Origin of the sequence: Hymenobacter aerilatus (genome assembly GCF_022921095.1) — a bacterium.
Classification (GTDB): domain Bacteria; phylum Bacteroidota; class Bacteroidia; order Cytophagales; family Hymenobacteraceae; genus Hymenobacter; species Hymenobacter aerilatus.
Genome location: NZ_CP095053.1, coordinates 2,261,560 through 2,286,508, shown reverse-complemented (window position 1 = coordinate 2,286,508; position 24,949 = coordinate 2,261,560). Strand labels below are relative to the sequence as shown.

21 protein-coding genes and 1 pseudogene are annotated in these 24,949 nt (G+C 57.3%); 8 read left to right on the top strand and 14 right to left on the bottom strand.

Annotation, left to right across the window (positions count from 1 at the left end; all coding sequences use genetic code 11):
- Nucleotides 1-8: 8 nt before the first annotated feature.
- From MUN82_RS09845 to MUN82_RS09805, 9 genes and pseudogenes are all read right to left on the bottom strand, one after another.
- Nucleotides 9-683, bottom strand: coding sequence for a response regulator transcription factor (locus tag MUN82_RS09845; RefSeq protein ID WP_245097083.1), 675 nt, complete (start codon nucleotides 681-683; stop codon nucleotides 9-11).
- A 565-nt stretch (nucleotides 684-1,248) separates the two neighbouring features.
- Nucleotides 1,249-1,713 (bottom strand): helicase-related protein, encoded by a 465-nt coding sequence (locus MUN82_RS09840; RefSeq protein WP_245097082.1) that lies wholly within the window; start codon nucleotides 1,711-1,713, stop codon nucleotides 1,249-1,251.
- Nucleotides 1,688-1,891: pseudogene (locus MUN82_RS09835) on the bottom strand (hypothetical protein); the annotation flags it as partial. The gene MUN82_RS09840 and the pseudogene MUN82_RS09835, both read right to left, overlap by 26 nt.
- A 222-nt stretch (nucleotides 1,892-2,113) precedes the next feature.
- On the bottom strand, nucleotides 2,114-3,337 hold the full coding sequence (locus tag MUN82_RS09830) for a 5-(carboxyamino)imidazole ribonucleotide synthase (RefSeq protein ID WP_245097080.1): 1,224 nt from the start codon (nucleotides 3,335-3,337) through the stop codon (nucleotides 2,114-2,116).
- A 23-nt stretch (nucleotides 3,338-3,360) separates the two neighbouring features.
- Complete coding sequence (gene purE, locus MUN82_RS09825; protein ID WP_245097078.1) at nucleotides 3,361-3,882, bottom strand: 5-(carboxyamino)imidazole ribonucleotide mutase; 522 nt, start codon at nucleotides 3,880-3,882, stop codon at nucleotides 3,361-3,363.
- A gap of 72 nt (nucleotides 3,883-3,954) precedes the next feature.
- A complete protein-coding gene (locus tag MUN82_RS09820; protein ID WP_245097077.1) occupies nucleotides 3,955-4,275 on the bottom strand; it encodes a hypothetical protein in 321 nt (106 codons plus the stop codon).
- A 75-nt stretch (nucleotides 4,276-4,350) separates the two neighbouring features.
- Complete coding sequence (locus MUN82_RS09815; RefSeq protein ID WP_245097075.1) at nucleotides 4,351-5,628, bottom strand: dihydroorotase; 1,278 nt, start codon at nucleotides 5,626-5,628, stop codon at nucleotides 4,351-4,353.
- A gap of 78 nt (nucleotides 5,629-5,706) precedes the next feature.
- Nucleotides 5,707-6,687, bottom strand: a complete 981-nt coding sequence (locus MUN82_RS09810) for an aspartate carbamoyltransferase catalytic subunit (protein ID WP_245097073.1) — start codon at nucleotides 6,685-6,687, stop codon at nucleotides 5,707-5,709.
- Between the two features lie 703 nt (nucleotides 6,688-7,390).
- The gene (locus MUN82_RS09805; protein WP_245097071.1) at nucleotides 7,391-8,974 is read right to left on the bottom strand and encodes a TPM domain-containing protein; all 1,584 of its coding nucleotides are present in this window, start codon (nucleotides 8,972-8,974) and stop codon (nucleotides 7,391-7,393) included.
- Between the two features lie 285 nt (nucleotides 8,975-9,259).
- Here MUN82_RS09805 and MUN82_RS09800 point away from each other — a divergent pair, with 285 nt between their 5' ends.
- The 5 genes from MUN82_RS09800 to MUN82_RS09780 all read left to right on the top strand — a co-directional run bounded on the left by MUN82_RS09800 (nucleotide 9,260) and on the right by MUN82_RS09780 (nucleotide 13,529).
- Nucleotides 9,260-9,754: a ferritin-like domain-containing protein gene (locus MUN82_RS09800; RefSeq protein ID WP_245097070.1), complete on the top strand. Its 495-nt coding sequence runs from the start codon at nucleotides 9,260-9,262 to the stop codon at nucleotides 9,752-9,754.
- A gap of 53 nt (nucleotides 9,755-9,807) precedes the next feature.
- Nucleotides 9,808-10,686, top strand: a complete 879-nt coding sequence (locus MUN82_RS09795) for a cyanophycinase (protein ID WP_245097068.1) — start codon at nucleotides 9,808-9,810, stop codon at nucleotides 10,684-10,686.
- A 499-nt stretch (nucleotides 10,687-11,185) separates the two neighbouring features.
- A complete protein-coding gene (locus tag MUN82_RS09790) occupies nucleotides 11,186-12,073 on the top strand; it encodes an RES family NAD+ phosphorylase (RefSeq protein ID WP_245097066.1) in 888 nt (295 codons plus the stop codon).
- 58 nt (nucleotides 12,074-12,131) lie between these two features.
- Nucleotides 12,132-12,833 carry a DUF421 domain-containing protein gene (locus MUN82_RS09785; protein WP_245097065.1) on the top strand — a complete coding sequence of 234 codons (702 nt, stop codon included), beginning with the start codon at nucleotides 12,132-12,134 and terminating at the stop codon, nucleotides 12,831-12,833.
- A 3-nt stretch (nucleotides 12,834-12,836) separates the two neighbouring features.
- Entirely contained in the window at nucleotides 12,837-13,529 is a 693-nt protein-coding gene (locus MUN82_RS09780; RefSeq protein WP_245097063.1) for a DUF421 domain-containing protein, read from the top strand.
- Nucleotides 13,530-13,614: 85 nt separating this feature from the next.
- Here the strand turns inward: MUN82_RS09780 and MUN82_RS09775 are convergent, their stop codons facing one another.
- The 4 genes from MUN82_RS09775 to MUN82_RS09760 all read right to left on the bottom strand — a co-directional run bounded on the left by MUN82_RS09775 (nucleotide 13,615) and on the right by MUN82_RS09760 (nucleotide 20,012).
- Nucleotides 13,615-14,523 (bottom strand): LEA/WHy family protein, encoded by a 909-nt coding sequence (locus tag MUN82_RS09775; RefSeq protein ID WP_245097061.1) that lies wholly within the window; start codon nucleotides 14,521-14,523, stop codon nucleotides 13,615-13,617.
- Nucleotides 14,524-14,987: 464 nt separating this feature from the next.
- The gene (locus tag MUN82_RS09770; protein WP_245097059.1) at nucleotides 14,988-17,543 is read right to left on the bottom strand and encodes an FdhF/YdeP family oxidoreductase; all 2,556 of its coding nucleotides are present in this window, start codon (nucleotides 17,541-17,543) and stop codon (nucleotides 14,988-14,990) included.
- A gap of 204 nt (nucleotides 17,544-17,747) precedes the next feature.
- Nucleotides 17,748-18,752 (bottom strand): SDR family oxidoreductase, encoded by a 1,005-nt coding sequence (locus MUN82_RS09765; RefSeq protein WP_245097057.1) that lies wholly within the window; start codon nucleotides 18,750-18,752, stop codon nucleotides 17,748-17,750.
- Nucleotides 18,753-18,941: 189 nt separating this feature from the next.
- Nucleotides 18,942-20,012, bottom strand: coding sequence for a 3-oxoacyl-ACP synthase III family protein (locus tag MUN82_RS09760; protein ID WP_245097055.1), 1,071 nt, complete (start codon nucleotides 20,010-20,012; stop codon nucleotides 18,942-18,944).
- A 276-nt stretch (nucleotides 20,013-20,288) separates the two neighbouring features.
- Here MUN82_RS09760 and MUN82_RS09755 point away from each other — a divergent pair, with 276 nt between their 5' ends.
- Entirely contained in the window at nucleotides 20,289-21,605 is a 1,317-nt protein-coding gene (locus MUN82_RS09755) for a family 1 glycosylhydrolase (protein ID WP_245097054.1), read from the top strand.
- Nucleotides 21,606-21,657: 52 nt separating this feature from the next.
- Nucleotides 21,658-22,395 (top strand): SDR family NAD(P)-dependent oxidoreductase, encoded by a 738-nt coding sequence (locus tag MUN82_RS09750; protein WP_245097053.1) that lies wholly within the window; start codon nucleotides 21,658-21,660, stop codon nucleotides 22,393-22,395.
- Nucleotides 22,396-22,475: 80 nt separating this feature from the next.
- Here the strand turns inward: MUN82_RS09750 and MUN82_RS09745 are convergent, their stop codons facing one another.
- Entirely contained in the window at nucleotides 22,476-22,688 is a 213-nt protein-coding gene (locus MUN82_RS09745; RefSeq protein ID WP_245097051.1) for a hypothetical protein, read from the bottom strand.
- Between the two features lie 255 nt (nucleotides 22,689-22,943).
- Between MUN82_RS09745 and gyrB the strand changes: the two genes are divergently transcribed.
- Nucleotides 22,944-24,920, top strand: a complete 1,977-nt coding sequence (gene gyrB / locus MUN82_RS09740; protein ID WP_245097049.1) for a DNA topoisomerase (ATP-hydrolyzing) subunit B — start codon at nucleotides 22,944-22,946, stop codon at nucleotides 24,918-24,920.
- Nucleotides 24,921-24,949: the final 29 nt, after the last annotated feature.

The following is a 24,949-nucleotide window of genomic DNA, read 5'->3' as shown; positions in this document are numbered from 1 at the left end:
CGGGTGGCCTATCCTTCCCGCATGACATAGCCCATACCCACCACCGTGTGAATCAGCTTGACGGCAGCGCCCTTGTCGATCTTCTTGCGCAGATAGCCCACGTACACGTCGATGATGTTGGTGGTCGTGTCGAAATCTACCTCCCAGACCTGCTCGGAAATGTCGACGCGCGACACAATACGGTTCTGATTGCGCAGCAGATGCTCCAGCAGCGAGTACTCGCGACTGGTCAGATTGATGCGCTGTCCTGCGCGGGTCACAATTTTAGAATCCAGGTTCAACTCCAAGTCGGCCAGCTGCAAGCGTTGCGGCGTGCTCGTTTCGGCGTAGCGCAGCGTAAGGGCTCGGGCGCGTAGTAGCAGCTCGCGGAAGGCAAATGGCTTGACCAGATAATCGTCGGCCCCGGCTGCGAAGCCGATTTCCTTATCGGCAAGGCTATCCAGCGAAGTGAGCAGCAGAACGGGCACGCGCAGCCGCCCTGCCCGGATGCTGCGACACAACTCAATGCCGTTGAGATAGGGGAGGTTCACATCGAGAATCACGAGGTCGTAGGGCTGCTGCTGGTACATCGACCAGCCCGTGCGGCCGTCATAGGCCACTGTTACATCATAGCCCTCCGACTCAAATCCTTTCTTGATAAATGACGCCAGGTCGGGTTCGTCTTCAACCAGTAAAACCTTCATAGTGGGGCCCAACGGCCGGTTGGTATCATCTCAAAAGTAAGCATTCCGGTAGCAATGTCTAGCCTGCCTGACTTCTACGGGCCAACCATATTGCGCGGCGTGTGCATGGCTATTCTTTTCGTGACCGGCGGCCTACTGATGGTGGTCTAAGGTAGGGTAAATTCAAAGGATGGCAGCGGCCAGCGGTAATGACGGTTGCAGGTATAACGCTATATAACTGACCGGTAGAGAGTGTATTACTACAGGGTGCGCAAGGCCTACTACGCCGAAGCCGGGGCGTTCTGGTCTACCAAGTCGACGATCCGAAACAGCTCCCGCACCTGGGGTTTCCTCCCGAAACACGCCCTCTACGCTCTGGTGGTGCTTCTTGGTGAAAGGGCTCTCGAACAGCTTCCGACGGTCAATGGTGCCGTTGTGGGCTAGGTAGTCGAAGGCTGTTGACGAAGTAGATCTGGTCGGGCTGCAGGGAGCGGCCGCTCAGGAAACCGGCAAAGGCTTCTTTGGCGGCATTCACGTCCAGCCCGAGTAGGCTGCGGATAAACTCGCCCAGCAGCTCTCGGCGCAGCTATTGGTGCGCTTCGTCGGGGTGGTACCCGGGCTGGCGCAGCACTTCCGCCAGCGTGAGGTGGGCCATGAAAATCTGCTGGCTCAGGGGCGCCGGGGCGCTGCCACTAAGACCCTCAGGACGGGCCTTAAAAAACTCGAAGTTCTCGCAGAAGTCGAACACCATGAAGTGCTCCTTGTGCTTGCCAGGTCCGAACAGGTCGGGGCGCAGGCGGGTGCCGCGGCCCAGCATTTGCCAGAACTTGGCACTGGAGCGCACCGCCTTGAAAAATACCAGATTCACTACGTCCGGAATGTCGATGCCGGTATCGAGCATATCCACCGAAATAGCCAGCTGGGGTGTCTTGTCGGTTTCCGAAAAGTTGTCGAGCAGGGCCTGAGCGTACTCTTCGTAGTTGTCGATAATGCGTACGAAGCCACCGCCAAGCTGCGGGAACAGCTTATGAAACCGCTCCTCGATAAACAACGCATGGCATAGTATCGGCGTCGGCTTCCTTGAAGCTGGTCCAGCGCAGGGCCTGCTGGTCGGGAGTGAAAATGGGATTCTGCACCGGCTGGCCGGTCCAGTGGGCCTGGGCCTCACGAGCGGTGTACAGCTCGTTGAGGCGGTGGATGAAGAGCAGGTAGGTAATCTGTTCGATGACGGTGAGCGGGTTGCTCGAGCTTCCGGAAAGCCACCCGCACCAACCGGAGGAGCCGGCCGCCCGCGCTTCGTTCTACGATACCGGTCCGACGCCGCAGGCGTCGGACCGGGGGTAGGAAACCCTACCCATTCCTTGCGAGGGTAGGGGAGCTGTGCCAATTGGCACGTTTTCTACAAGAGACTCTGCAAGCCTATCAGACCAGTCCATAGGCCACTAGGGTAGCTAGATAGCATCCAGTCCCGGCAGGCTGAGCAGAGCAGCGGCGCGGCGCGCCACGGCTTTGACACCGTCAACATCCGGGCCGGTGATGGTCAGATGGCCCATTTTGCGGCCGGCGCGGGCGTCCAACTTACCGTATAGATGCAGGTGCGTGCCCGGCAACCTCAGCACGGCCTGCCAGTCCGGTTCCTGCAATTGCCCGTTGGCATCAAGCCACACGTCGCCCAGCAGGTTGAGCATGATGGCCGGGGAGTGTTGGCGCGACTGCGGCAAGGGCAAGCCCGCCAAGGCATGCACTTGCAGGTCAAACTGCGACGCGTCGCAGGCATCTATGGTGTAGTGGCCGCTGTTGTGCGGGCGCGGGGCCATTTCGTTGACTACCAGGCCACCATGCTCAGTGCCATCATCCACCACAAAAAACTCCACGCACAGCACCCCGACGTAGCCGAGATGCTGCGCAATGGCCACGGCCGCGTCTCGGGCTCTATCGGCCAGGACGGACGGCATGTTGCCTTCGTAGGCGGCGGTAACGGCCAAAATACCATTGACGTGCACGTTGCGCTGCGGAGCGAAGCTCACGATTTGCCCGTCCCAACCGCGCGCCACTAGCACCGAACACTCAGCGGTGAGCGGCAGCATCTTTTCCAGCACGCACGCCACGCTACCTAACTCTGCCCAGGCAGCGGCCAGTTCCTTGGCGGTCTTCACGCGCACCTGGCCCTTACCGTCGTAGCCCATGCGCGCAGTTTTCAGGATGCCGGGCAGTAAATCCGCCCGCTCGTTCTGCACGGCTTGGAGCTGGGCCAGCGTTTCAATCACCGCATAGGGCGCGCAGGTCACCCCCGATACGTCGGCACAGGCCGTGAAGTGAGCTTTTTCCTCGATGCGGTTTTGGGCAATGCCTACCACGGCCGCGCTAGGCGCCACGGGTCGGGTCTGCGCCAGCGTTTGCAGGGCCTGGGCCGGCACGTTTTCAAACTCGGTGGTGATGGACTGGCACAGCTGAGCCAGTTCAGCCAGGCCGGCCGGGTCGTCGTAGGTGGTCTGGATGTGGTGGTGGCTTACCAGTCCGGCGGGGCTTTGCGCGTCAGGCTCCAGCACGGCGGTGAAGTAGCCCAAGCGCTGGGCAGCGTGCACAAACATGCGGCCTAGCTGGCCTCCCCCTAGCACACCTAGGGTAGCCGGCTGCCCAGCAGCGTCCACACTGCCTGGGAAAATCGGGGTCATGGCTGCAACGTTACTATCGGCACTCATACGGGTAGCGTCATGGCGCGGGCGGCCTCGGTTTGGGCGGCGCGAAACGCCTGCAGCTTGGTAGCCAGCTCCGGGTTGTGCAGGGCCAGCAGGCTGACGGCGAACAGCGCGGCATTGGCCGCTCCGGCCGTGCCAATAGCAAACGTGGCCACCGGTATTCCTTTGGGCATTTGCACGATGCTGTGCAGCGAGTCTACCCCCTGCAAATGGCGGCTGGCTACTGGCACGCCCAGCACGGGCACCGTGGTTTTGGCGGCCAGCATACCCGGCAAGTGGGCCGCCCCGCCCGCCCCGGCAATAATGGCCTGCAAACCCCGCGGACCAGCCTGTTCGGCGTAGGCAAATAAATCGTCGGGCATGCGGTGGGCCGATACCACGCGGGCTTCGTGGGCTACGCCAAAGTCTGAGAGAATCTGCACGGCATGCTGCATGGTGTCCCAGTCGCTGCTGGAGCCCATCACTACGCCGATGAGGGGGGTGGTTGGGGTAGGGGAGTCGGAGGAGAAAGGTGTACTCATTGAAATTAGTTGGTCGTCATGCCTCGTCTGGAGTTTGCTTGCGAAAGCATCGTAGCAAGCTGAAGATAAGAGCTAACTGCTTATCCAGACGTAAGCAAATCCAGCACTAAGCAATCCAGCTATAAAAAGAATGATGCCTAATAGAATATTAGCGTAGCCAACATCCTTCTTTTCAAAATTGCCCAGCTTACTGGATAACTTAAAACCCTTAAAAGTGAAATGCAAGCCGATAATACTGCAAGGCAGTATTATGAGCAGTGCCGGTAACAGGAAAAAATCTAACAGAAAGCCCAGTAATACAAAGCCAACAGGAGTCAAATAACTGTAAGTGGCTTTTTTGTAGCAGCGCACAATATGCGCTGTGTTACCACCTAGCTGCGATGAAGCCTCCATTGCGCCTTGTAAACTAATTCATCCTCAACGAAGCGGTAAAGATGCTTCGACAAGCTCAGCAGGACGTTCTGATTATCAGCGTTCCAGTAGAATCTCTGAACCCAGAATTACTAGGTCTACTCGGCCTTTCAGAGTTTGGTCGATGAAGGGCGTGTTCTGGGATTTGGATTTCATGAAGTCCTGCGTGAAGGTCGTTTCTGCTTCGGTATCGAACAAGATACACTCGGCTGGCTGACCAACTTCGATGGTAGGAATGGGCAGGCCCATCAGGCGGCGCGGCTCCGCGGAATAGCGCTTCACTACCAGGTCCCACCCAAATTTTTCGGGCCGCACGAAGAAGTGATACAGCGACACCAGCGCCGTTTCCAAGCCAGTGATGCCGTTAGGGGCACTGACGAAATCCTGGGCTTTTTCGAACGGCGTGTGCGGGGCGTGGTCGGTGGCAATCAGGTCGAATACGCCTTCCTTGAGGCCTTCGAGCAGGGCATCACAATCGGCCTGGGTCCGCAGCGGCGGGTTCATCTTGTAGTTGGTATCGTAGTCGCCGATGTGCTCGTCGGTGAACAGCAGGTGGTGCGGGGCCACTTCCGCCGTCACCTTCACATCGCCGCGCGATTTCCACCAGCGGATGGTTTCCATGCCCTCCTTGCTGGATACGTGCTGGATATGCACGTGTGCGCCCGCCGCCCGAGCCAAGCGGATGTCCCGGTCGATGATGATTTCCTCGGCGCAGGCCGGCGAGCCTTTGATGCCGAGCCGGTAGCTCATCACCCCTTCGTTCAGGGCACGCGGCCCGGCCAGCTCCGGCACCTCGCAGTGGCTGGCGAAAAACATCCCGAACTCAGTGGCGTACTGCATGGCCCGCAGCAGCACCGCCGGGTCGTTGGTGGTGTCGCCATCGTCGGTGAGCATGGTTACGCCGAGCCTGTGCATTCCCTCAATTTCCGCTAGTTCCTTGCCGTCGCGGTTTTTGGTGACGCAGCCGGAGGTGTACACCGGAATGCGCGACCGGTGCTTGGCGTTTTCCAGCACCGTAGCTACCACGGCCGCCGAGTCGATGGCCGGGCGGGTGTTCGGCATCATCACCACGCCGGTAACGCCGCCGTTGATAGCCGCTTCGCTCCCCGTGGTAATGGTTTCCTTGTTCTCGAACCCGGGGGCGCGGAAATGCACGTGGGCATCGAACATACCCGGCATTAGCACCCGGCCCCGCGCGTCGATGACGCGGGCCCCTTTGGGAACAGCCAGGCCGCTGCCGATGTCCTGAATTTTTCCTTCGACAAATAGAACATCGCTCTCAAGAAGCACGGGTGAATTTTCGGAGGCGATGCGGGCGTTTTGAAGGAGGAGCATAAAGTGATAATTTCTGTGAACCGAGTAGGGTTATGGAAGATGTAAACAAAGAATGGAGTCAGCCGCCGCGGCTGGCGGCTAGGGCACAATCACCGGCGAGCTGGCTTTTTGCTGGGCGTTATACGCTTCCTGCTTCGGGAAGTCCCCGCCCGGCGTAAGCCAGTCGAGCACGGCCATGCGAATGGAGATGCCGTTTTCAACTTGGTTGGTAATCAGGCTACGCTCGTAGTCCATCACGGCGTCGCACAGCTCTACCCCCCGGTTTACGGGGCCGGGGTGCATGATGTAGAGGCCCTTGTCGCGGATTTCGGCCAGGCGGGCGGTGGTGATGCCGTACACCCGGTGGTATTCGCGCACGCTGGGGAAAAACTGCACGTCCTGGCGCTCCATCTGCACACGAAGCAGATACACCACGTCGGGCGCCCAAGCCATAGCTGCCTCGTAGTCGGTGAAGCGGCGGATACTTTCCGGGACGTATTTGGGCACCAGCGAGCCCGGCCCGAGGTACGCCACCTCTACGCCCAGCTTTTGCAGCAGGGTACTGGTAGAGCGCGCCACGCGGGAATGGAGAATATCACCGATGATGAGGACTCGTTTACCCCTGGGGTCAGGAAATTTCTCCTTGATAGTGAAGGCGTCGAGCAGGGCCTGGGTGGGGTGCTCGTGCGCCCCGTCGCCGGCATTGATAACCGAGGCTGTCGTTTGGCGGGCAATCATGCCGGGCAGGCCGGGGTGGCTGTGGCGGACGACAATATAGTCGGTGCGCATGGCTTGGAGTGTCTCAATCGTCTCGCGAACCGACTCGCCCTTGGTGATGGAGGAGTGCGCCACATCGAAATTGGTTACCTCCGCCGAGAGGCGCTTGGCCGCCACCTCGAAGGAAGAGTGCGTCCGGGTGCTGGCCTCGTAGAACAGCATGAGCACAGACTTACCCTCGAGGGCAGGAATCTTTTTCACCGAACGGGTGAACAGTTTTTTGAAGGACGTGGATTGGTCGAGCAGGAACTCGATTTCCTCACGGTGAAGGGATGCGATGTCGAGCAGGTCTTTACGTGCCATACCGAAGTTGAGGAAAAGTGAGGTTATCTAGCTAAAGCGAACAAGGTGAAGTCTGATTTGCCACTATCCATGGCAGAGAAGCGGGCTACCGGCATGAGCCGGGGCACTAGTGGAAGCAGCCGCAGCTGGGATGGGGGCACTGGCTTCCCTGAGGGGGGTAGGGAAGTAGGTATAGTGTTTAGGGTAGGAGCTATCAACTGACTGCAGCGCGCCCGTTGACGAACGCGACGGGCATAAAAAAACCGTTTCAGAATCCGAAACGGCAGTGGGGCAACACCGGAAAAAAACAACAGAAATGCCAGAAGCAAAATCGAAAAAACCGGCGGCGGCGAAGACCTTGCAGTCCACTCGCGGTTCCTTGCTGAGCAGGTTTCCACGCTTCATCAACAAGTTTTCTGGTTGAAGCACGATGCAAAGCTACGGTATTGTTACGTATTCTTTAAGTATGCCAAGCAAGAATTTCTGCCGAGGCAAGCGTCTGTATTGCTTGAAAGTCTTGATCTGAAGTAGTGAGAAAAGACAGATCAGTCAGGGAATAGAAGAGCAGAGTATACATGTCAATTTACTGTGTGTCAGATTGCTCTGCGTGCTTTGTGCGCCCGCGTAATCGTGCTATTGGCTTCTGAAGCTTCGTCTGTGTCTTCGTGTTTTCGCCGGGAGGAGCGTGCGTGGGGAGAAAAGCAACCAGCTCTGTACTACGCATCTACCAGCTACTGCCCGCTCCGCCGCCGCCCGACGAGCCACCGCTGCTGGTGCTCCGACTACCCGAGCTGCTGCTGGAGCTACTTCCCCACGACGAGGAGGAGCTACTAGCCGCGGCGCGTTGGGTAGGGTCGGGGAGGCGTGGAATTGTCTCCTTGGTTTTTTCCTCGTGCTGGCAGAAGCGGCATTTCTCCACGCGCCAGCCCCGGCCTTCGGTGTGGCGTGTAGCCACTTTTTCTACCCGTAGTCGTCCGGGCGAGAGGGTGCGGTGGTGGCAGGCAGGACATACCTTGGCGTCGCTGTCGAGGTTGAGGTAGGCTAGGGGCACGTAGTGGCCGGTGGGGCATGCCCACACGTCGTAGTCGATGGCGCGGGAGGTTTCTTCTACCTGCTGCCCCGGCCCGAGGTGCTGTTTCTCGGCGGTACTGTCGAGCCGGTGCATGAGCTGGCTACACTCGGGGCAGGCAAAAGGCGTGTCGCGCAGCGCCGCCAGGTAGCGGCGGTACCAGGGCCAGTACAGCGCCAGCGCTACCGGAAACAGGTAGGCCGTGAAGGCCAGCCCCCGGTGCGCCCGTTGCCACTGCTCGTACGTCGCTGGCCGTTCCGAGGGCAATACGGCGCGTTGCGCCCGCCGGTAGTACCATCCAAAGTAGCCATGCAAATACAGCCAGGGTAGCCCGTACGCCAGCGCGACGAAAGTGCCCGTTGTATTGGCTGCTCCGCAGCTTAGTGATGCTATCAACAAGCTGACAAACAAGCAGATAGGAACTATAATCAGCCACCCGCGCCCCTGCATGCCCTGGGTGGTGCGGTACCACAGTACTAAGTAGAGCACCAGTGCCAGAAAGGCTGCCACCAAGATGCCTACCGGCGCGCCCGGGCCAGGCGGGGAGTAGTTGTCAGCTAGCGACTCGCTGGGCAGCACGGTAACCAGTGGGTCTTCGGCAGGGAGCAAACCGTATTGCGCCTTGAGGGCGTGTTGCAGGCTGTCGACGTAGTACCGCGACGAGTCCTCGGCGGTGCGGAGCGCAGGCTTGGGAAGCGCGAGGGTAGGGCGGAGGCGTCGGATGAGGGCCGCTACGCCCTGCTGCACGGCTAGGTCGTAGTTGCCGGCGCGGGCGGGCTCCACCATATAGCGCTGCTGAATGCGGTAGCAAATGATGTCGGGCAGGTCGGCCTCCAGGCCGTAGCCGGTTTCAAACTCCACGCGGCGCTGGTCGAGCACCACTAGCATCAGCAAACCGTTGTTGGTCGATTTGCTGCCGACTTTCCACTTGTTGAAGAGCTCGTAGGCGGCCGTTTTGGGCACCGCTTCCCCGAGGCTGCGCACCAGCACCACGTCGATGTGCGCACGGCCGCTGTGGTCGAGGCTATCGAGACGGGCATTTAGGGCGGCAGTGGTGCCGGGCTGCAATATCTGGTCCGGGTCACTCACGTAGCTCTCGCCCAGCGTTTTGGGGTCGGGAATGGCGCTCAGGTAGTTGTCGGCTGTGATGCCGGCCGGGGTAGGGCCATCCGATTGGCAACCGCTCAGCAGCATGAGCAGTAGCACCCAACAAGCGAGACAAGAACGAAAGAGCAACATACGGTGCAATGAAGGCCGTTGAAATAGTGTGGCAGCGCCGCTGCACCAAAAAATAGTACGGAAAAGAAGTTGATAAATACGTATTTACCATGTCCGTATTTATCCTATAAGCTCTTCAGTAGCGCTGCGTCATGTTTCTAATAAACAGATAAGTACTGCTGACAATACTACTCACATATGACCAATAACCGAATCAGAAGACTTAACAGGACGAAAAAGAGCACGTAGAAAACGACCAGCCGGATGGGCCGGCTTTTCTACCCCACTTCCCTATACAAACGTGTTATGGCTGCTACCCTGGAAACCCTGGAAGACCTGCTTGAGTTACAACTCAAAGATTTGTACAGTGCTGAAAATCAATTAATAAAAGCATTGCCACTGATGGCGAGTAGTGCCAAAGACGAGCAGCTGCGCCAAAGCTTTGAAACACATTTGGCAGAAACCGAACAGCAGGTAGCGCGACTCGAGCAAATTGGCCAGGCCATGGAGCTGGAGCTAGGCGGCCATACCTGTGCGGCCATGAAAGGCCTCATAACCGAAGGGCAAGAAACCATGTCGGAAGACGCAAGCGATGCGGTGATGGACGCGGCTCTGATTGCAGCTGCGCAGCGCATCGAGCACTACGAAATTGCGGGATACGGCACGGCCGTTAATTACGCCGAGAGCTTAGGGTACGATGAGGCTGCTGCCCTGTTGCGTCAGACCCTAGAGGAAGAGCAGCTGACCGATACCAAGCTCAACGATTTGGCAAAAAGCTATATCAATCAAAGAGCGCTTTAAAATCTGTTTTACTTTAGAAGGGCCCATCTCGGTGGGCCCTTTTATACATGACCATGCCGACCAAAAAAGTCTCATCCACTTCCTGTCCGGCCCCACGGGGTAAGCTGCTTCTCATTGGAGGGCACGAAAACAAAGGCGATGCCCCCGACAATGACGAGCAGGCCGCTCTCAACGTCAACTTTGCACCCGAGACCATCCTGCGCCGTTTGGCAGCCGAAATGCGGGCCAGCGGCCCATTGGTAGTCATTCCGACGGCCTCAGCGGAGCCCGAAGAAATAGCCAAGGCCTACATTGAGGCGTATGCCCGCATGGAGGGCGCACCAGCGGTAGAGATATTGGATGTGCGGTCTCGGGCCGATGCCATGCTAGCTGAAAACGTACAGCGCGTGCAAGACGCCGGTGGCGTATTATTTACGGGCGGCGACCAGCTGCGGCTTACTACCCTGCTGGGTGGCACGGCCCTACAGCAGGTCCTGCAACAGCGCTACGCCCACGATGAGTTTATCATTGCGGGTACGAGTGCGGGTGCCACCGCCATGAGCACCCCCATGATCTACCAGGGCCGCAACGACGCGGGCTATCTGAAAGGAGAAATCCACATCACAACCGGCCTGGAGCTGCTGCACGATGTGGCCGTGGATACTCATTTTGTGGCACGGGGGCGTATTGTGCGCATGGCGCAGATCTTAGCCACAAACCCTGGCTGCCTGGGGCTGGGCTTAGAGGAAGATACCGCGGTGCTGATAACGGAAGGGAAAGAAATAGAGGTGATTGGTAGTGGAATGGTCGTCATCCTGGATGTCCGGGAGGGGAGTACCAACATCCATGAAATTGCGCCAAACACCCCGTTTACCCTATGCGATGCGCGCCTGCACCTGCTCAGTAGTGGGGAGCGGTACACGTTGCCGGTAATGCCTCGCTTTTACAGTTAGCATCTCTGTAATCTCTACGTCCTGAGGTATGTTCCTTTTTCTGACAAGCGATGGTGATGATGTACATAGGGGGCTACCGAGGCTGCGTAGGAGCTACCTTGCGCGGAGAATGTACGGGTGCTTTCAACGTAGCCCAGATGACGATGGCATTGCAGCCTCTTATTTTACTGGGTATGCCTTATTTGTGGGTTGATTGTCAGCGTTTAACCATGGCGTCTACGGCTGATGGGCAGCGCCTGCTGTTGGCTACCAATCGGGAGGCCCGGGCGCAGGGGCTGCATCTATACTGGTGTGGAGTGGCTGCAAACCTATCGGAGCAATTGCGGTCCAGGCCTGGTGGTAAGCTATTGGATGTGCTGCCGGCTGCTGCGTACCAAGGGCCACAAATGCTGCTAGCAGAACACGTACCCGCAACCGCTGCTTCCTATTGCGTAGGCTGATCTACTCTACTTTTTAGACGTAACGCTATTTCCACCCCCTGCCAGCTGCCGTATACCGTATGACTGCTCGCACTCCTTCAAACGACCCCCAGGCCACGGTGCCGCACCAGATAGCAGCTTTACAACAGCTGGATCTGCGGCAACACTCCATTGAGGAACTCACCGACCGCGTGCGCAACCTGCTAGAACAGCAGGAACTGCAGTGTCTTGAGTTTCCGGCTGGTTTGCTTTTGTACCGAGGCATCGTAAGCAAAGACCTGCCTGCTACGCTGGCCGATGTCTCCTACCCACCTGCCAACCGGGTAATAGCCGATCAGCGCGCCAATCGTGCCGGGCAGCCCATGTTTTATTGCAGTGCTACCTGGCATCCGCCCTTTTTTGAGGCGGGTGTGCAGCCCGGCGACCAGATTGTTATCAGTCGCTGGCAAACCCAGCAACCGCTGCGTCTAGCTAGCTTCGGCTACGCCGACCGCTGCATCGACGACCCGCACACAGATCGGCAAAAGGCACTCCGCGATGCCCTGGCTGATCTGCCCGCACCCCGGCGTCAGCTGGCCGCTTTCCTGACCGACCTATTCACTAGAACCGTACACGACGACAACCAGCATCATTATCGGTTGTCCATTGCTGTAGCGGAAGCGTGCCAATTGGGTACAGCCTTCGATGGTCTCTTGTATCCATCGGCGGCTATGCCCTCGCCCGCCCACAATCTGGCGCTGCACCCCGCCTACGTAGAGGAAGACAAGCTTGTGTTGCAGTACGTAGAGCACTTGCGAGTACATCAGGTAGGAACCGAAACCCTTGACGTATGCTCCCTGAATTTTGCGCGTGAGGTAACACCAGACGGTCACCTATGTTGGATAAATCAGCCCGGCAACTGGGTGTTGCGGGAAGGGGCCAAAGCCACGAATTGTCGTTTCGTAGCTGGCAGTTGGCTACCGAGTTAGTGAAGCGTATCAATCTGGTTGTGGCATATTCCTATCATACTGTAGAAAATACGAGCGCGTGAAGAAGGAGGAAATAGAGTTTATGGATTGGCAGCGGATTCTGCTAGGCAATGCGCCGGTTGAGTTCCTGCTGGAGGTCGTTGTGCGCACCTGCATCATCTATGTGGTGTTGCTACTGGTGATGCGCTTACTAGGCAAGCGCATGAACGCGCAGCTCACGCGCATTGAGCTGGCCGTGATGATTATGCTAGGCGGCATTGTATCGGTAGGGATGGAAGTGCCAGACCGTGGGCTAGCGCACAGTGCTCTTATTCTGGTATGTACCCTACTGCTGTTCCGGTTCGTTAACTGGCTGACGTTCCGCTACCGTCAGGTAGAGCTGCTGACGCAGGGCGACTTGCAGATTCTGCTCGTGGATGGCGTGCTGGATTGGGAAGCCATGCGTAAGGCTAACTTATCGTGCGCGCAGCTTTTTGCCAGCCTACGAACCGAAGATATCAGGCATCTGGGGCAGCTTAAACGCGTGTATCTGGAAACAAACGGCGAGTTTAGCCTCTATCGCCAAGCCGAACCTAAACCTGGCCTGTCGGTTTTGCCTGCACCAGATGTAGGGCTGCACCAAGACGCTCCTCGCGCCGAGGACCTGCGGGCTTGCGGGCACTGTGGATATACCGAGCCAGAGCCGCTTCCATCACCCCAATCAACCACTTGCCCACGTTGCGGCGCCTCTGCCTGGACGTATGCCGTATCTGCATCATAAAGTATGAAGCCCGAAGACATTCATCTCACAGACTGGTTGCGTATTCTCTTCGGGGAGGTGCCACCAAGCTTCTTTCTGGAAGCTATTCTGCGCATTGTGTTCATCTACCTGTTGCTGGTGCTGGCCATGCGGCTGATGGGCAACCGCATGGGCTCTATACTTACCCGCAACGAGATGATTGCCCTCGTCTCGCTGGCCGGAGCCAATGGCGTGGCGCTGATGGCTCCCGATCGGGGGCTGCTACCCGTGGTGGTGGCCGTGGCTATTATCGTGGGCTACCAGCAGGTAGTTGCCTGGCAGGCCGCACGCCACGAAAAGCTGGAAACATTTGTGCTGGACGACTTCGCCATCCTGGTTAAAGAAGGCGAGTTGCAGCTCGATAAATTAGAGGAAAGCGTGATGTCGCGGGAGCAGCTGCTGGCTCGCTTGCGCAATGAAAGCATTGATAACCTGGGCAACGTGCAACGAGTCTACCAGGAAGCCAACGGAGGTTTCTCTTTCGTGAAGTTTTCTGAGCCCCGGCCGGGACTGTCTATCCTACCCCTGCGCGACGAGCAGTTTCGGCAGGAGCAGCCCAAAGCCCCCGGCAAATATGCCTGTGCCAGCTGCGCCCGGGTGGTTTCGAGTGATGTTGCGCCGACGACTGCCTGCGTAAGGTGTAAGCACACCGAATGGCAACCAGCTGTCATCAGCTAGCTGTGGGGTAGGGGATAGGAAGCAGAAGCTGCCTGTGAAATACAACGTGTGCTAAGCGCCACGGTGCGCTGTACTGCCTTGGCCGCTAGTCGCTCTTCTTGCCCTTGGCCAGCTCTTTCAGCTCTTTCACAGTGCCCTGGCTGTTGAACTTCATCGTTGCATCGCGGGCGCTTGCCTGGCCGGCGGCCACAGTGGCCGTGCCCGTAAGCCGGTAGTTGGTTTTGCCCGCCTTGAATATCGACTTAAACAGCACTTTGGGCATGGATTTAGGCTCGAACCGGACAAGGATGGGCATCAGTTCAGTGCCTTTTTTCTTAAACGTGACGTTTTGAGTCTCCTGGCCCTGCACATCAAGGTCGTCTTCTACTTGAAAGTGGTAGCTGACCTGTTTGATGGTGAAAGGAATGGACTCGTAGTTGGTTACGCGCAGGTAGACCTGCGCTTTGCCCTCTTGCAACCCTAGCTTGGTGATTTTTACGTCGGCCACTTCAATCTTGGGTAGCTTGGGTATGTACACGCGTTTGCGCACATCCACAGGAAATTGCTGGGGGCCTGCCACCGGCAGGGTGGCGTACAGTACGGTGTGCATCTGCACCGTTACGCAGTCGCGCTGCGCCTCCTGGGCTTTGCGGGTCAGCTGGGGTAGGTTCAGCTCCAATGGAAGCTCCAAGCGACTAGTAGCATTCTTATGAAGCACAAGCGGCTGACTTTTATGGCCTTGCGCCAGTTGCTTGCCGTCTACGCGGGTAGTGTAGTGCAGGCTATCGATGCGGAGCGTAATGGGCGCGTGATTGCGCATCTGCACCACCATGTTGCCCTTAATCTTTTCGCGGGTGATGTTGCTGATGTTGAGCGTTGGTTGCTCTAGGGTAGGCAGCAGTTCCTTGCCGCGGTCGGTGGAAAAATAGGCAATACCACCACCTATCAACACGAAACCAACCAGCACCAACAAGCCGGTTACAACCGGATGACGCCGGACAAATGAAGAAGCCATACCAAAAATTGAAACGATAGAAGAAACTCAACCACACGCTTGCCCCGCTCTAGAAGGCACTGCCTTCTATCTCGCTGGTTGCTAGTCTGTGCTCATGTACGGCGATGCGCTTTCCACTCGATGAAGTGAGGCCACACCGCATAAACCAGTATCACCACCGACACAATCAGCAGGCTTAGTCTGGTCGAAGCACATTGGGCGCCTGCTAGTTATACGCCACGGTATGGGCGCACTACCACCGGAAAAACCCGTAATCTACTCCGGGTAAATCGGGATATTGCCCTACGCATTTGCCGCTATGAACCTCTTCACTGGTCCCTACCCATACGCCTTTCCAGACAACAGGTAGAATGTACCTATGGGTTGCATTGATACGGCATAGTCCTAACGCAAAGAGCTGGTTCCCTTTAATTCAGGGAGCCAGCTCTTGCTGCTACTTCAAGCGAATGGTGTTGCGTTGATACCTACGCCGGCACTGCCACTTGGTGGAAGGTAGGAATTTGGGTGCCGATGGGCATTTCTACTGGGGCTACCGTCACCACCACAAACTTAGAGGTAGGCGTGTTGCTCTTATACGCCACGGAGCCAATGGGTACCAGCACGTTGCCCTCAGGGAAATATACCGCGCAATTGCCCTTCGGAATGTTGTAGGGTACCACGATGAACTTCTCAGCGTGACGTTCCTGGTCTTCGAAGTGACTAGTGATATTGACCTGCTGCTTTTCCTGGATGCCCCGGTCCGCCATATCCTCGGGGTTCATGAAAATCACGCGTCGCTCGTTGTACACGCCGCGGTAGCGGTCGTTGTAGTCATACACAGTGGTGTTGAACTGGTCGTGCGAGCGGATGGTCATGAGCACCAGTTGGCCGGGTTCGAGCACGTGCTTTTCGTAGGGCGTGCAGGTGAAATTGGCCTTGCCGTTTTCGGTGGTGAAGGTGCGCTCCCGTGGGCCGTTGGGTAGGTAGAACCCACCCGGGCGGCGAATCTTCTCGTTGAACTGCTCGAACCCAGGAATCGTGCGGGCTACGTAGTCGCGAATCAGGTCATAGTTTTCGGTGCAGCCTACCCAGTCCACGGAAGTACGCTCGCCCAGCGTGGCAATGGCAATGCCACACACAATGGCCACCTCGCTCAGCATCTCGCCTTGCAGGGGCTCTAGCACGCCCTTACTCATGCTCACTACGCCCATCGAGTTTTCGCAGGACATAAATTGCTGCCCCGATTTCTGCATATCGATATCTACCCGGGTGTAGCACGGCAGCAACAGAGCCATTTCGCCGTTGGTGAGGTGGCCACGGTTGAGCTTCGGCGTCACGTGGATGGATAGGCGTAGTTTGCGCATGGCTTCCGCCACAAACTCCGTGTCGGAGCAGGCCGAGAGCATGTTACCGCCCATGGCCATAAATACCTTGATTTTGCCATCGTGCATGGCCTTCACCGAATCGACGGTATCGAGGCCGTGCTCACGCGGGGACTGAAAGTTGAACTCCTTTTCCAACGAATCCAGGAAATCATCGGTGGGTCGCTCCCAAACACCCATGGTCCGGTCGCCCTGCACGTTGGAGTGGCCGCGCACCGGACACAGGCCTGCGCCAGCCGTACCAATGGCCCCCTTCATAAAGTGCATATTGATAATCTCCTGAATGGTATACACGCCGTTTTTCTGCTGTGTAAGGCCCATGGCCCAGCAGGTAATCACTTTCTTGTGGCGGGCAATCAGGTTGGCCGCTTCCTGAATTTCGGCCTTAGTCAGACCACTGGCTTCTTCAATGTCCGCCCAGCTCGTGTTGTGCAGCGTTTCTATAACTTCCTCGTAGCCGGTGGTGTACTTCCGAATGAAGGCGTGGTCGAGTACTTGGTTGGGGTTGAGCTGCTCCGCTTCGAGCAGGCACTTCATTAGGCCCCGTATCACCAGCTGGTCGCTGTTGATGCGAACCTGCAGGTACACGTCGGTAATGGGGGTGCCATTGCCGAGCAGCGTACCCAACGCCAGCAGCGGGTTCATGAAGTCCTGCGGATTTTTGAAGTGCAACAAACCCGCTTCCTGCAAGGGGTTGATGCTGATGATCTTGGCACCGTTACGCTTGGCCTTCTGTAAGGCCGACAGCATGCGTGGGTGGTTGGTGCCGGGGTTCTGCCCAATGACGATGATGACCTCGGCCTCGTAGATGTCATTGAGCGTGACCGAGCCCTTGCCCAGACCCGTGGTAGGGCTCATAGCCGCGCCGCTGCTCTCGTGGCACATATTGGAGCAATCGGGCATATTATTGGTGCCAAATTGCCGTACAAAGAGCTGGTAGAGGTAGGCGGGCTCGTTGGGCACCTTGCCTGAGGTGTAGAAAATGGCGTCGTCGGGCGAGGCTAGGGCATTCAGCTCATCGGCAGCTAGTTGAAACGCCTCGGGCCACGAAATAGGCGTGTAGTGGGTAGCCCCCGGCCGCAGCACCATCGGGTGAGTGAGGCGGCCGGCATTGTTCAGGTCGCGGTCGGTCATGCGCGAGAGGTCCGCTAGGCTATGCTTGGCAAAGAAATCCGGGTCTACGCGCTCATCCTGCGAGTCGGAGGCCGTGGCCTTTGCGCCGTTTTCGCAGAATTCGGCTACCGAGCGATGCCCATCGGGGTCGGGCCAGGCGCAGCTCGAGCAATCGAAACCATTCTTTTGGTTCAGCTTCAAGAGTGCATGCGTACCCCGAATAGGGCCATCCTCGCTAAAAGCAAAGCTGCCTGATTTCAACACTGCCGTGATGCCAGCAGCTACTGTGGCGGGCTTCCCCAAGGTAAGGCCTGTAAACTCCATGGGTGGCTGCGCCAAGATGGGGTTTTGCTGTCGGGCTTCTACTGTATCGGGGGCATCCATGATGCGCTTATCCGCATCGTCCTTATTTGAGTTTTCCCACGGGTTCATAGCGGGCGCTTTGCCTTGGTCGGGCCGTTCACCGCTTTTCGGCACGTTGTCGGAAGCAGTTTGCTGTTCCGTTTTGCCTGCTTTCGTAGGATCAGAAGCTGGAGATTTTTCCATGAGGTAGAGGAAAGGAGGGGGCAATAGGTGAGCCTCAGCCCAATCAAGCTGCTTGGTAGCAGTGGTACAAGCTGAGGGCTCACGTAGATGGTGAGAAGACGCTAGAAAAGGGAGTCGCTTTCCTTACCCTGCATTGCCGAAGCAAGCGAGCATATTGGCAGGACGTAGCTTGTTGGGGTGCATGTGGACTAGCCAGCTAGCTGTCTATGCCGCTTGTCGGCTTTTTGCCCAAAGTCGAGCTGCAACGCCTAAGCCCGCCACGGCCGCTGCCGATAGGAGCGGATGTTTTTGCATTTGCACGTAGAGGCTACCCGAACGGAACCAGCCGTGGTGCGTGCCTCGCTCGTGCAGACCGTAGCCAGCGCGATAAAGGGCATTGTCTTCGCGGCTGCGTGAAGGCCGGTCGTCGTGCTGCGTGGGGTAGAGCCATAGCTCCAGTACCTTATCGGTGAGACGTGGGAAAAGCGGGGCGAGCATGGCGTAAATTTTGGCTTGCCCACCCACATACATGTCTCGCTTGGGGTGCTCTGCCGAGAACAGAATAGCGTCGGCCACGGCTTCGGGCGGATAAATCATGCCCCGGTGCGAAGGCTGCTTGTCCAGATAGCTGCGCGCATGCTCGTTGTAAGGCGTATCGATGCGGCCAGGGTGAACCAGCGTGACAGATACGGGTGCTTTTTCCTTTTCCAGCTCCATGCGCAGGGCATTGGTCCAGCCGTGCAGGGCATGCTTAGCTGCCGAGTAGGTAGACTGCACCGGAGGAGCCCAGTCGCCAAACAAGCTGCCTACATTGATAAGAGCGCCCGCGCTACCTCGCTCTTTGAAGTGTTGGACTGCCACGCGAGAACCATACACTGTTCCCCAGAAATCGGTCTGGAACATACGCTGCATGTCGGATATGGTCACCTCTTCGCACGTGCCGAAAATGGACACACCAGCATTATTGACCCAGGTATCGAAGCTGCCAAAGGCGGCAATAGCTTCGCTGGCGATGCGTGCCACGTCCTCTTCCTGGCCCACATCGGCGGTAACTGCAATGGCCTGCCCGCCTTGGCTGCGAATTTCTTCGGCCAGTTGTTCCAGGGCTTCGGTGTTGCGGGCCGCTACTACAAGGCGGGCACCGCGTTTCGCAGCCATCCGGGCCGTGACGAGGCCAATGCCGCTAGAAGCACCCGTAATGACGACGGTCTGCTTGAGGGATAGAGTCATGAATAAAGCTCGTAGAAAAGGTGGCCCCTGGTGACTTAGCACCAGGACTACCTTTTTCTACGAGCTTCATTTAGAGAAAAAAATACGGGTTTAACGGGGCAAAACACGTAAAGTGCTGTGTTCTTGCCTTTGTTTGTCTTCTATCTGTCACCATCAGTGCTAATCCGGCGCTGGCTGGCTTGTTCTATGTCAAAACTGATATACGACGGCATTGATGTTCATGCCGGCCCCTACAGAAGCAAACAGCACAACATCTCCCGCTTCAATGTGGTGGCCGGGTAGCTGGCCTTTCTGCAACAGATCGAGTAGGGTAGGGATAGTAGCCACCGAGCTATTGCCTAGCCAGCTAATAGTCATGGGCATCAGCTCCTGGTTGGTGTATTCCTCACCATACAGTTTGAAAAGGCGCTGCAGTATGGCAATATCCATTTTCTCATTGGCCTGATGGATAAGCACTTTGCGAATCTGCTGAAGCGGTACTTGCGCCTTTTGCAGCGCCGTTTGAATAACCAGCGGTACGTGTTGCAAGGCAAATTCGTAGAGTCGGCGGCCGTTCATCTTCATGTAGCGCTCTGGCTCCGTCGCCTTTTCTGGGTGGTAGGACTTGCCCATTTGCAGCAAGCCAGCGTATTCGTGGGCGTGCGTTTGGGTATGATGCGCCAGAATGCCGCGGCCGTCCTGCGAGCGGGCCTCCAAAACAACGGCGCCGCTGCCGTCGCTGAACAACATAGTGTCGCGGTCGTGCGGGTCTACAATGCGGGACAAGGTTTCGGTGCCGATAACTAGGCACCGCTGGGCGTCGCCGGAGCGGATGTAATAGTTAGCCTGTATGATGGCTTCCAGCCAACCGGGGCAGCCAAAGGCCATATCGTAGGCCACGCAGTTGGGGTTGCGGATGGCCAGCCGTTCTTTGATGCGCGAAGCCAGCGAGGGCACCATATCTACCCGGTTGCTACCCGAGACTACATCACCAAAGTTGTGAGCTACAATGATATAATCGAGCGTTTCGGGGTCGATGCCGGAGCTGGTGAGTGCATCTTGCGCTGCCAGGAAGCCCAGATCAGAAGCGTTGTGGTCGGTATGGGCATACCGCCGTTGCTGAATGCCCGTGATGGCGCTAAACTTTGCTAGAATGGTAGAAGGTTCCTGTGTTATCTCGGTGCCTTCGGCCGTGAAGAACCGGGCTGTCAGAAAATCTTCATTCCCAACAATTGTATCGGGGATATAGCTGCCTGTGGCCGCAATGGCGGAACGGATCATTGAGTAGGAAAAGAAATGACGACTGCCCAGGGTAGACAGCTACTTGTTTAAAAAGCCATAGATACCACTAATTGTTGAGTGAATTAGGCGAATAGGTCTACAGCGTGTCGTGTGCCGGGCCTGTTCTCACCCCAACCGCTGTTCAGCTTCAGGCCAAGAGAGGGGCCTGACAACGCAGGGGTAGCAAAATCAGTATCGGCTATATGGTTCAGCTTCTGGCGTAGTTCTGTGGAGGCTTCGTCACCTACTTTTTCTGCTCTCACTACGTTTTGGCCTATGAACTCTCTCTTTCTGTTTGCTACAGGCATCGAGAACAGCAACCCTACCATCAAGCATGGCGCAGAGCGGGTAGATGAGCTGGAAAAATGTGGCCACTACCAGCATTGGCGCACCGATTTTGATCGGGTGCAAGAGCTGGGTATTTCATTCTTGCGTTATGGCCCGCCTATTCACACCACCTTTCTGGGACCGGGCAAATACGATTGGTCGTTTGCGGATGAAACGTTTGGGGAGCTGCGGCGGCGCGACATTGTGCCCATCGTAGACCTGTGCCACTTTGGGGTGCCCGACTGGGTAGGGAATTTTCAGAACGGTGAGTTTCCTACCCTCTTTGCGCAATATGCGCGGGCCTTTGCCGAGCGCTTTCCGTGGGTGCAGCTCTACACGCCCGTCAATGAAATGTACATCTGCGCCGAGTTTTCGGCGCTGTATGGCTGGTGGAACGAGCAATTAGCCAGTGACAGGGCTTTCGTGACGGCCCTCAAGTACATTGTGAAGGCCAATGTGCTGGCCATGCACGCCATTTTGGAGGTGCGGCCCGATGCGCTGTTTATCCAGAGTGAGTCGTCGGAGTACTTCCACGCTGAGAATCCCGCCGCTATCAAGCCCGCTGAGCAACTGAACGCCAAACGGTTTCTGTCGCTCGACCTCAACTACGGCCGCCGGGTAGACTCCGAGATGTACGAGTATCTCCTGGACAATGGCATGACGCGCGAGGAATATCACTTCTTTCTGAAGGGTAACCTCAAGCACCACTGCATCATGGGCAACGACTACTACAAGACCAACGAGCACCGCGTACGTGCCGATGGCAGCACCACCGCATCGGGCGAGGTGTTCGGCTACCACGTGATTACCCGGCAGTACCACGACCGATACCGCCTACCCGTGATGCACACCGAAACCAACTTGTGGCAAGGGCCCAATGGTGACGAGGCCGTGCAGTGGCTCTGGAAGGAGTGGGCCAACGTGCTGCGCGTGCGCAACGACGGCGTGCCCATCGTGGGCTTCACGTGGTACTCGCTCACCGATCAGGTAGACTGGGACACGGCCCTGCGCGAAAACAACGGCCACGTGAACCCACTGGGCCTCTACGACCTTGACCGCAACATCCGGCCGGTAGGGGAGGCCTACAAACAACTCATCCACGATTGGCGCCAGGTGCTGCCCGCCCAAAGCGTGTGCTTGCAGGTGCCCATCATCATGCCCAGCGAAAACGAGGAGCCATGGGCGCGCAACAAGAAAACCCAGGCCCGGCAAGCACAACAGGATAAATCGACCGCGCCAGCCAACACACCGTCCGCAGAGCCGTAGTACTGTCGAGTTTCCCCTCCCGTTTCTTTCAAGACACGAACTACACCTACGTATGCGATTTGAGAATAAAGTGGCGCTGGTAACCGGCGGCGACAGTGGTATTGGATTGGCCGTGGCCAAGCGGCTGGCCTCCGAAGGCGCCCGCCTAATGTTGGTAGGCCTCGATAACAAAAAACTGAAGGCAGCGGCGCAAATCGTGCTGGATATCGGCGCCCCCGCTGTGCACACCAGCGTCTGCGATGTGGCCAGAGAGAAGAAGGTAGAGGCCACAGTAGCCAGTGCGCTGAAGCATTTTGGCCGCTTGGATGTCATCGTCAACAATGCGGGCCTGATGGACTTCAAGCCCCTGGAAGAACTAACCGGCGACGATTGGATGCGTGTGCTGAGTGTGGATTTGCTGGGTACGTTCTACTTCACCAAGCAAGCTTTTTTGCACATGCCCGAGGGCGGTACCATCGTCAACGTATCCAGCATTCACGCCATCGAAACCAGCCCGCTGGTAGCGCCCTACGCGGCGGCTAAGGCGGCGGTGCTGTCGCTCACGCGCTCCTCGGCGCTGGAGGGGCAGCCCAAGAATATCCGGGTAAACTCCGTACTACCCGGCGCCATCGATACGCCCATGCTCTGGGAGAATCCCAACATCAAAAGCGGGGTAGAGAAAATCGACAAAGCCAACGTGGGAAAACCCGAAGATGTGGCCGCTGCCATTGCCTACCTCGCCTCCGAGGATGCTAAGTTTGTGCAGGGCGCCCTGCTCCGTGTAGATGGGGGCCGCCTAGCGCAGCTGTAAGCCACATATCTATCCTAAACGAAAGCCCCGTTGCTACACTAAGGTAGCAACGGGGCTTTCGTTTGCGAGAGGGTAGGAAATCAAAAGATAGAAGCAAAGCCCTGGCAGGCACTCACCCAGGCATAGCCGTAGCAGCGTTCCTCTTCCTGCGCCTGCAACTCCTGCTGCTTTCGCAGGCGCTCGGCTTTGTGCAACTGGTGTACCGTAGTGAGCAGCGACGGACGGTGCCACTTCAAGGACAGAATGCGCCGAACCGTAGTGGGCCGACCAGCAAGCGCGAGTAGAGTAGCCATGGCAGTTGGAGTTTGGTGAGCTGCTTAATATAGTAATATAGATTTATAATTGCAAGCCAACTGGTGCGTTCTTACCCATTGCCAGTTAGTGAGAAGCACTTCTTACCCCCTAAAAAAAGTCGACAGTAGGCAGGCCTGAAAGTGCTTGATTTAATGGCCACGTTTATGGGCCGCAAACCGGGCGAAAACTGGCAAAAACCGGATAAAATCGGTATCTTTGTATACTAAATTTTGCGCTGAAACAACAAGCGACACATGAGCGAAACCACCGAAAATAAAGTCCCCGCCGAGTACTCCGCGGATAGCATTCAGGTACTCGAAGGACTGGAAGCCGTGCGCAAGCGCCCGGCCATGTACATTGGCGATATTGGCATCAAAGGCCTGCACCACTTGGTGTGGGAAGTAGTAGACAACTCTATTGATGAGGCCCTGGCTGGTTATTGCGACCGGATTGAGGTGACCATCAACGAAAACAACTCTATCACCGTGCGCGACAACGGCCGCGGTATTCCGGTTGATTTTCACCAGAAAGAAGGTCGCTCGGCCCTGGAAGTGGTAATGACCGTGCTGCACGCCGGTGGCAAGTTCGATAAGGACAGCTACAAGGTGTCGGGCGGCTTGCACGGGGTAGGCGTGAGCTGCGTAAACGCGCTTAGCCAGGACCTGAAGGTAACCGTGCGCCGCAAAGGAAAGGTGTACCAGCAGGAGTATAAAATCGGCTTCCCACAGTACCCGGTAAAGGAAATCGGCGAGACGGATGAGCACGGCACCCAGGTAGATTTTCTGCCCGACGATACGATTTTCACGGAGTCGGTTTACAAATATGAAACCATTGCAGGGCGTCTGCGCGAGCTGGCCTACCTCAACAAAGGCATCCGCATTGTCCTCACCGACCGCCGTGAGCAGCAGGAAGACGGCAGCTACCTAGGCGAGGAATTCTACTCGCAGGGTGGTCTGAGCGAGTTCGTACAGTACCTCGACAACGGCCGTACGGTGCTCATGCCCAAGCCCATCCACGTAGAAAGCGAGAAGGGCGGCACCCCAGTAGAAGTAGCGTTGCAGTACAACGATTCCTACCAGGAGCACATCTTCAGCTACGTTAACAACATCAACACCCACGAGGGCGGCACGCACGTGGCTGGCTTCCGGGCGGCTCTCACGCGCACGCTGAAGGCCTACGCCGATAAGTCGGGGATGCTGGAGAAGGCGAAGGTAGAGATTCAGGGCGACGACTTCCGCGAGGGCCTCACAGCTGTTATTTCCGTGAAGGTAGCCGAGCCGCAGTTTGAAGGCCAGACTAAGACCAAGCTCGGCAACTCTGACGTGAGCGGCGCCGTGAACACGGTGGTAGGTGAAATCCTGAACCAGTTTCTGGAAGAAAACCCCAAGGAAGCCCGCATCATCATCGAAAAAGTGATTCTGGCGGCTAAAGCCCGCATTGCGGCTCGCAAGGCCCGCGAGATGGTGCAGCGCAAAACCGTGCTGGGCTCAACGGCCCTACCCGGCAAGCTGGCTGACTGCTCGGAAACGGATCCTGCTATCTGTGAGCTGTACCTGGTGGAAGGTGACTCGGCTGGTGGTACTGCCAAACAAGGCCGCAACCGGGGCTTCCAGGCCATTTTGCCGCTGCGCGGTAAAATCCTGAACGTGGAGAAGGCGCAAGAGCACCACATCTACGAAAACCAGGAAATCCGCAACATGATTACGGCCCTGGGCGTGAGTATGGAGAAGAAGGTGAGCGAAGACGATGGTACCACCAACAGCTCCCTGAACACCGACAAGCTGCGCTACCACAAGGTCATCATCATGACCGACGCCGACATCGACGGCTCGCACATCCGCACGCTGATCCTGACGTTCTTCTTCCGCTACATGCGTGAGCTAGTGGACCGGGGCTACATCTACATTGCCCTACCCCCGCTCTACCTCGTGAAGAAGGGTAAGGAGGAGCGCTACTGCTGGACCGAGCAAGAACGCATGGATGCCCAGGAGGAAATGGGCCGCGGCAAGCCCGACTCAGTGAACGTACAGCGCTACAAGGGCTTGGGCGAAATGAACGCCGAGCAGCTATGGGAAACCACCATGCAGCCCGAAACTCGCTCTCTGAAGCAGGTAACTGTAGAATCGGCTGCTGAGGCCGACCACCTGTTCTCGATGCTGATGGGCGACGAGGTAGGCCCCCGTCGCGAGTTCATCGAGCGAAACGCGAAATACGCGAAGCTGGACGTTTAACGTTGTAAAAAAAGCCCGCTGCCCAGCGG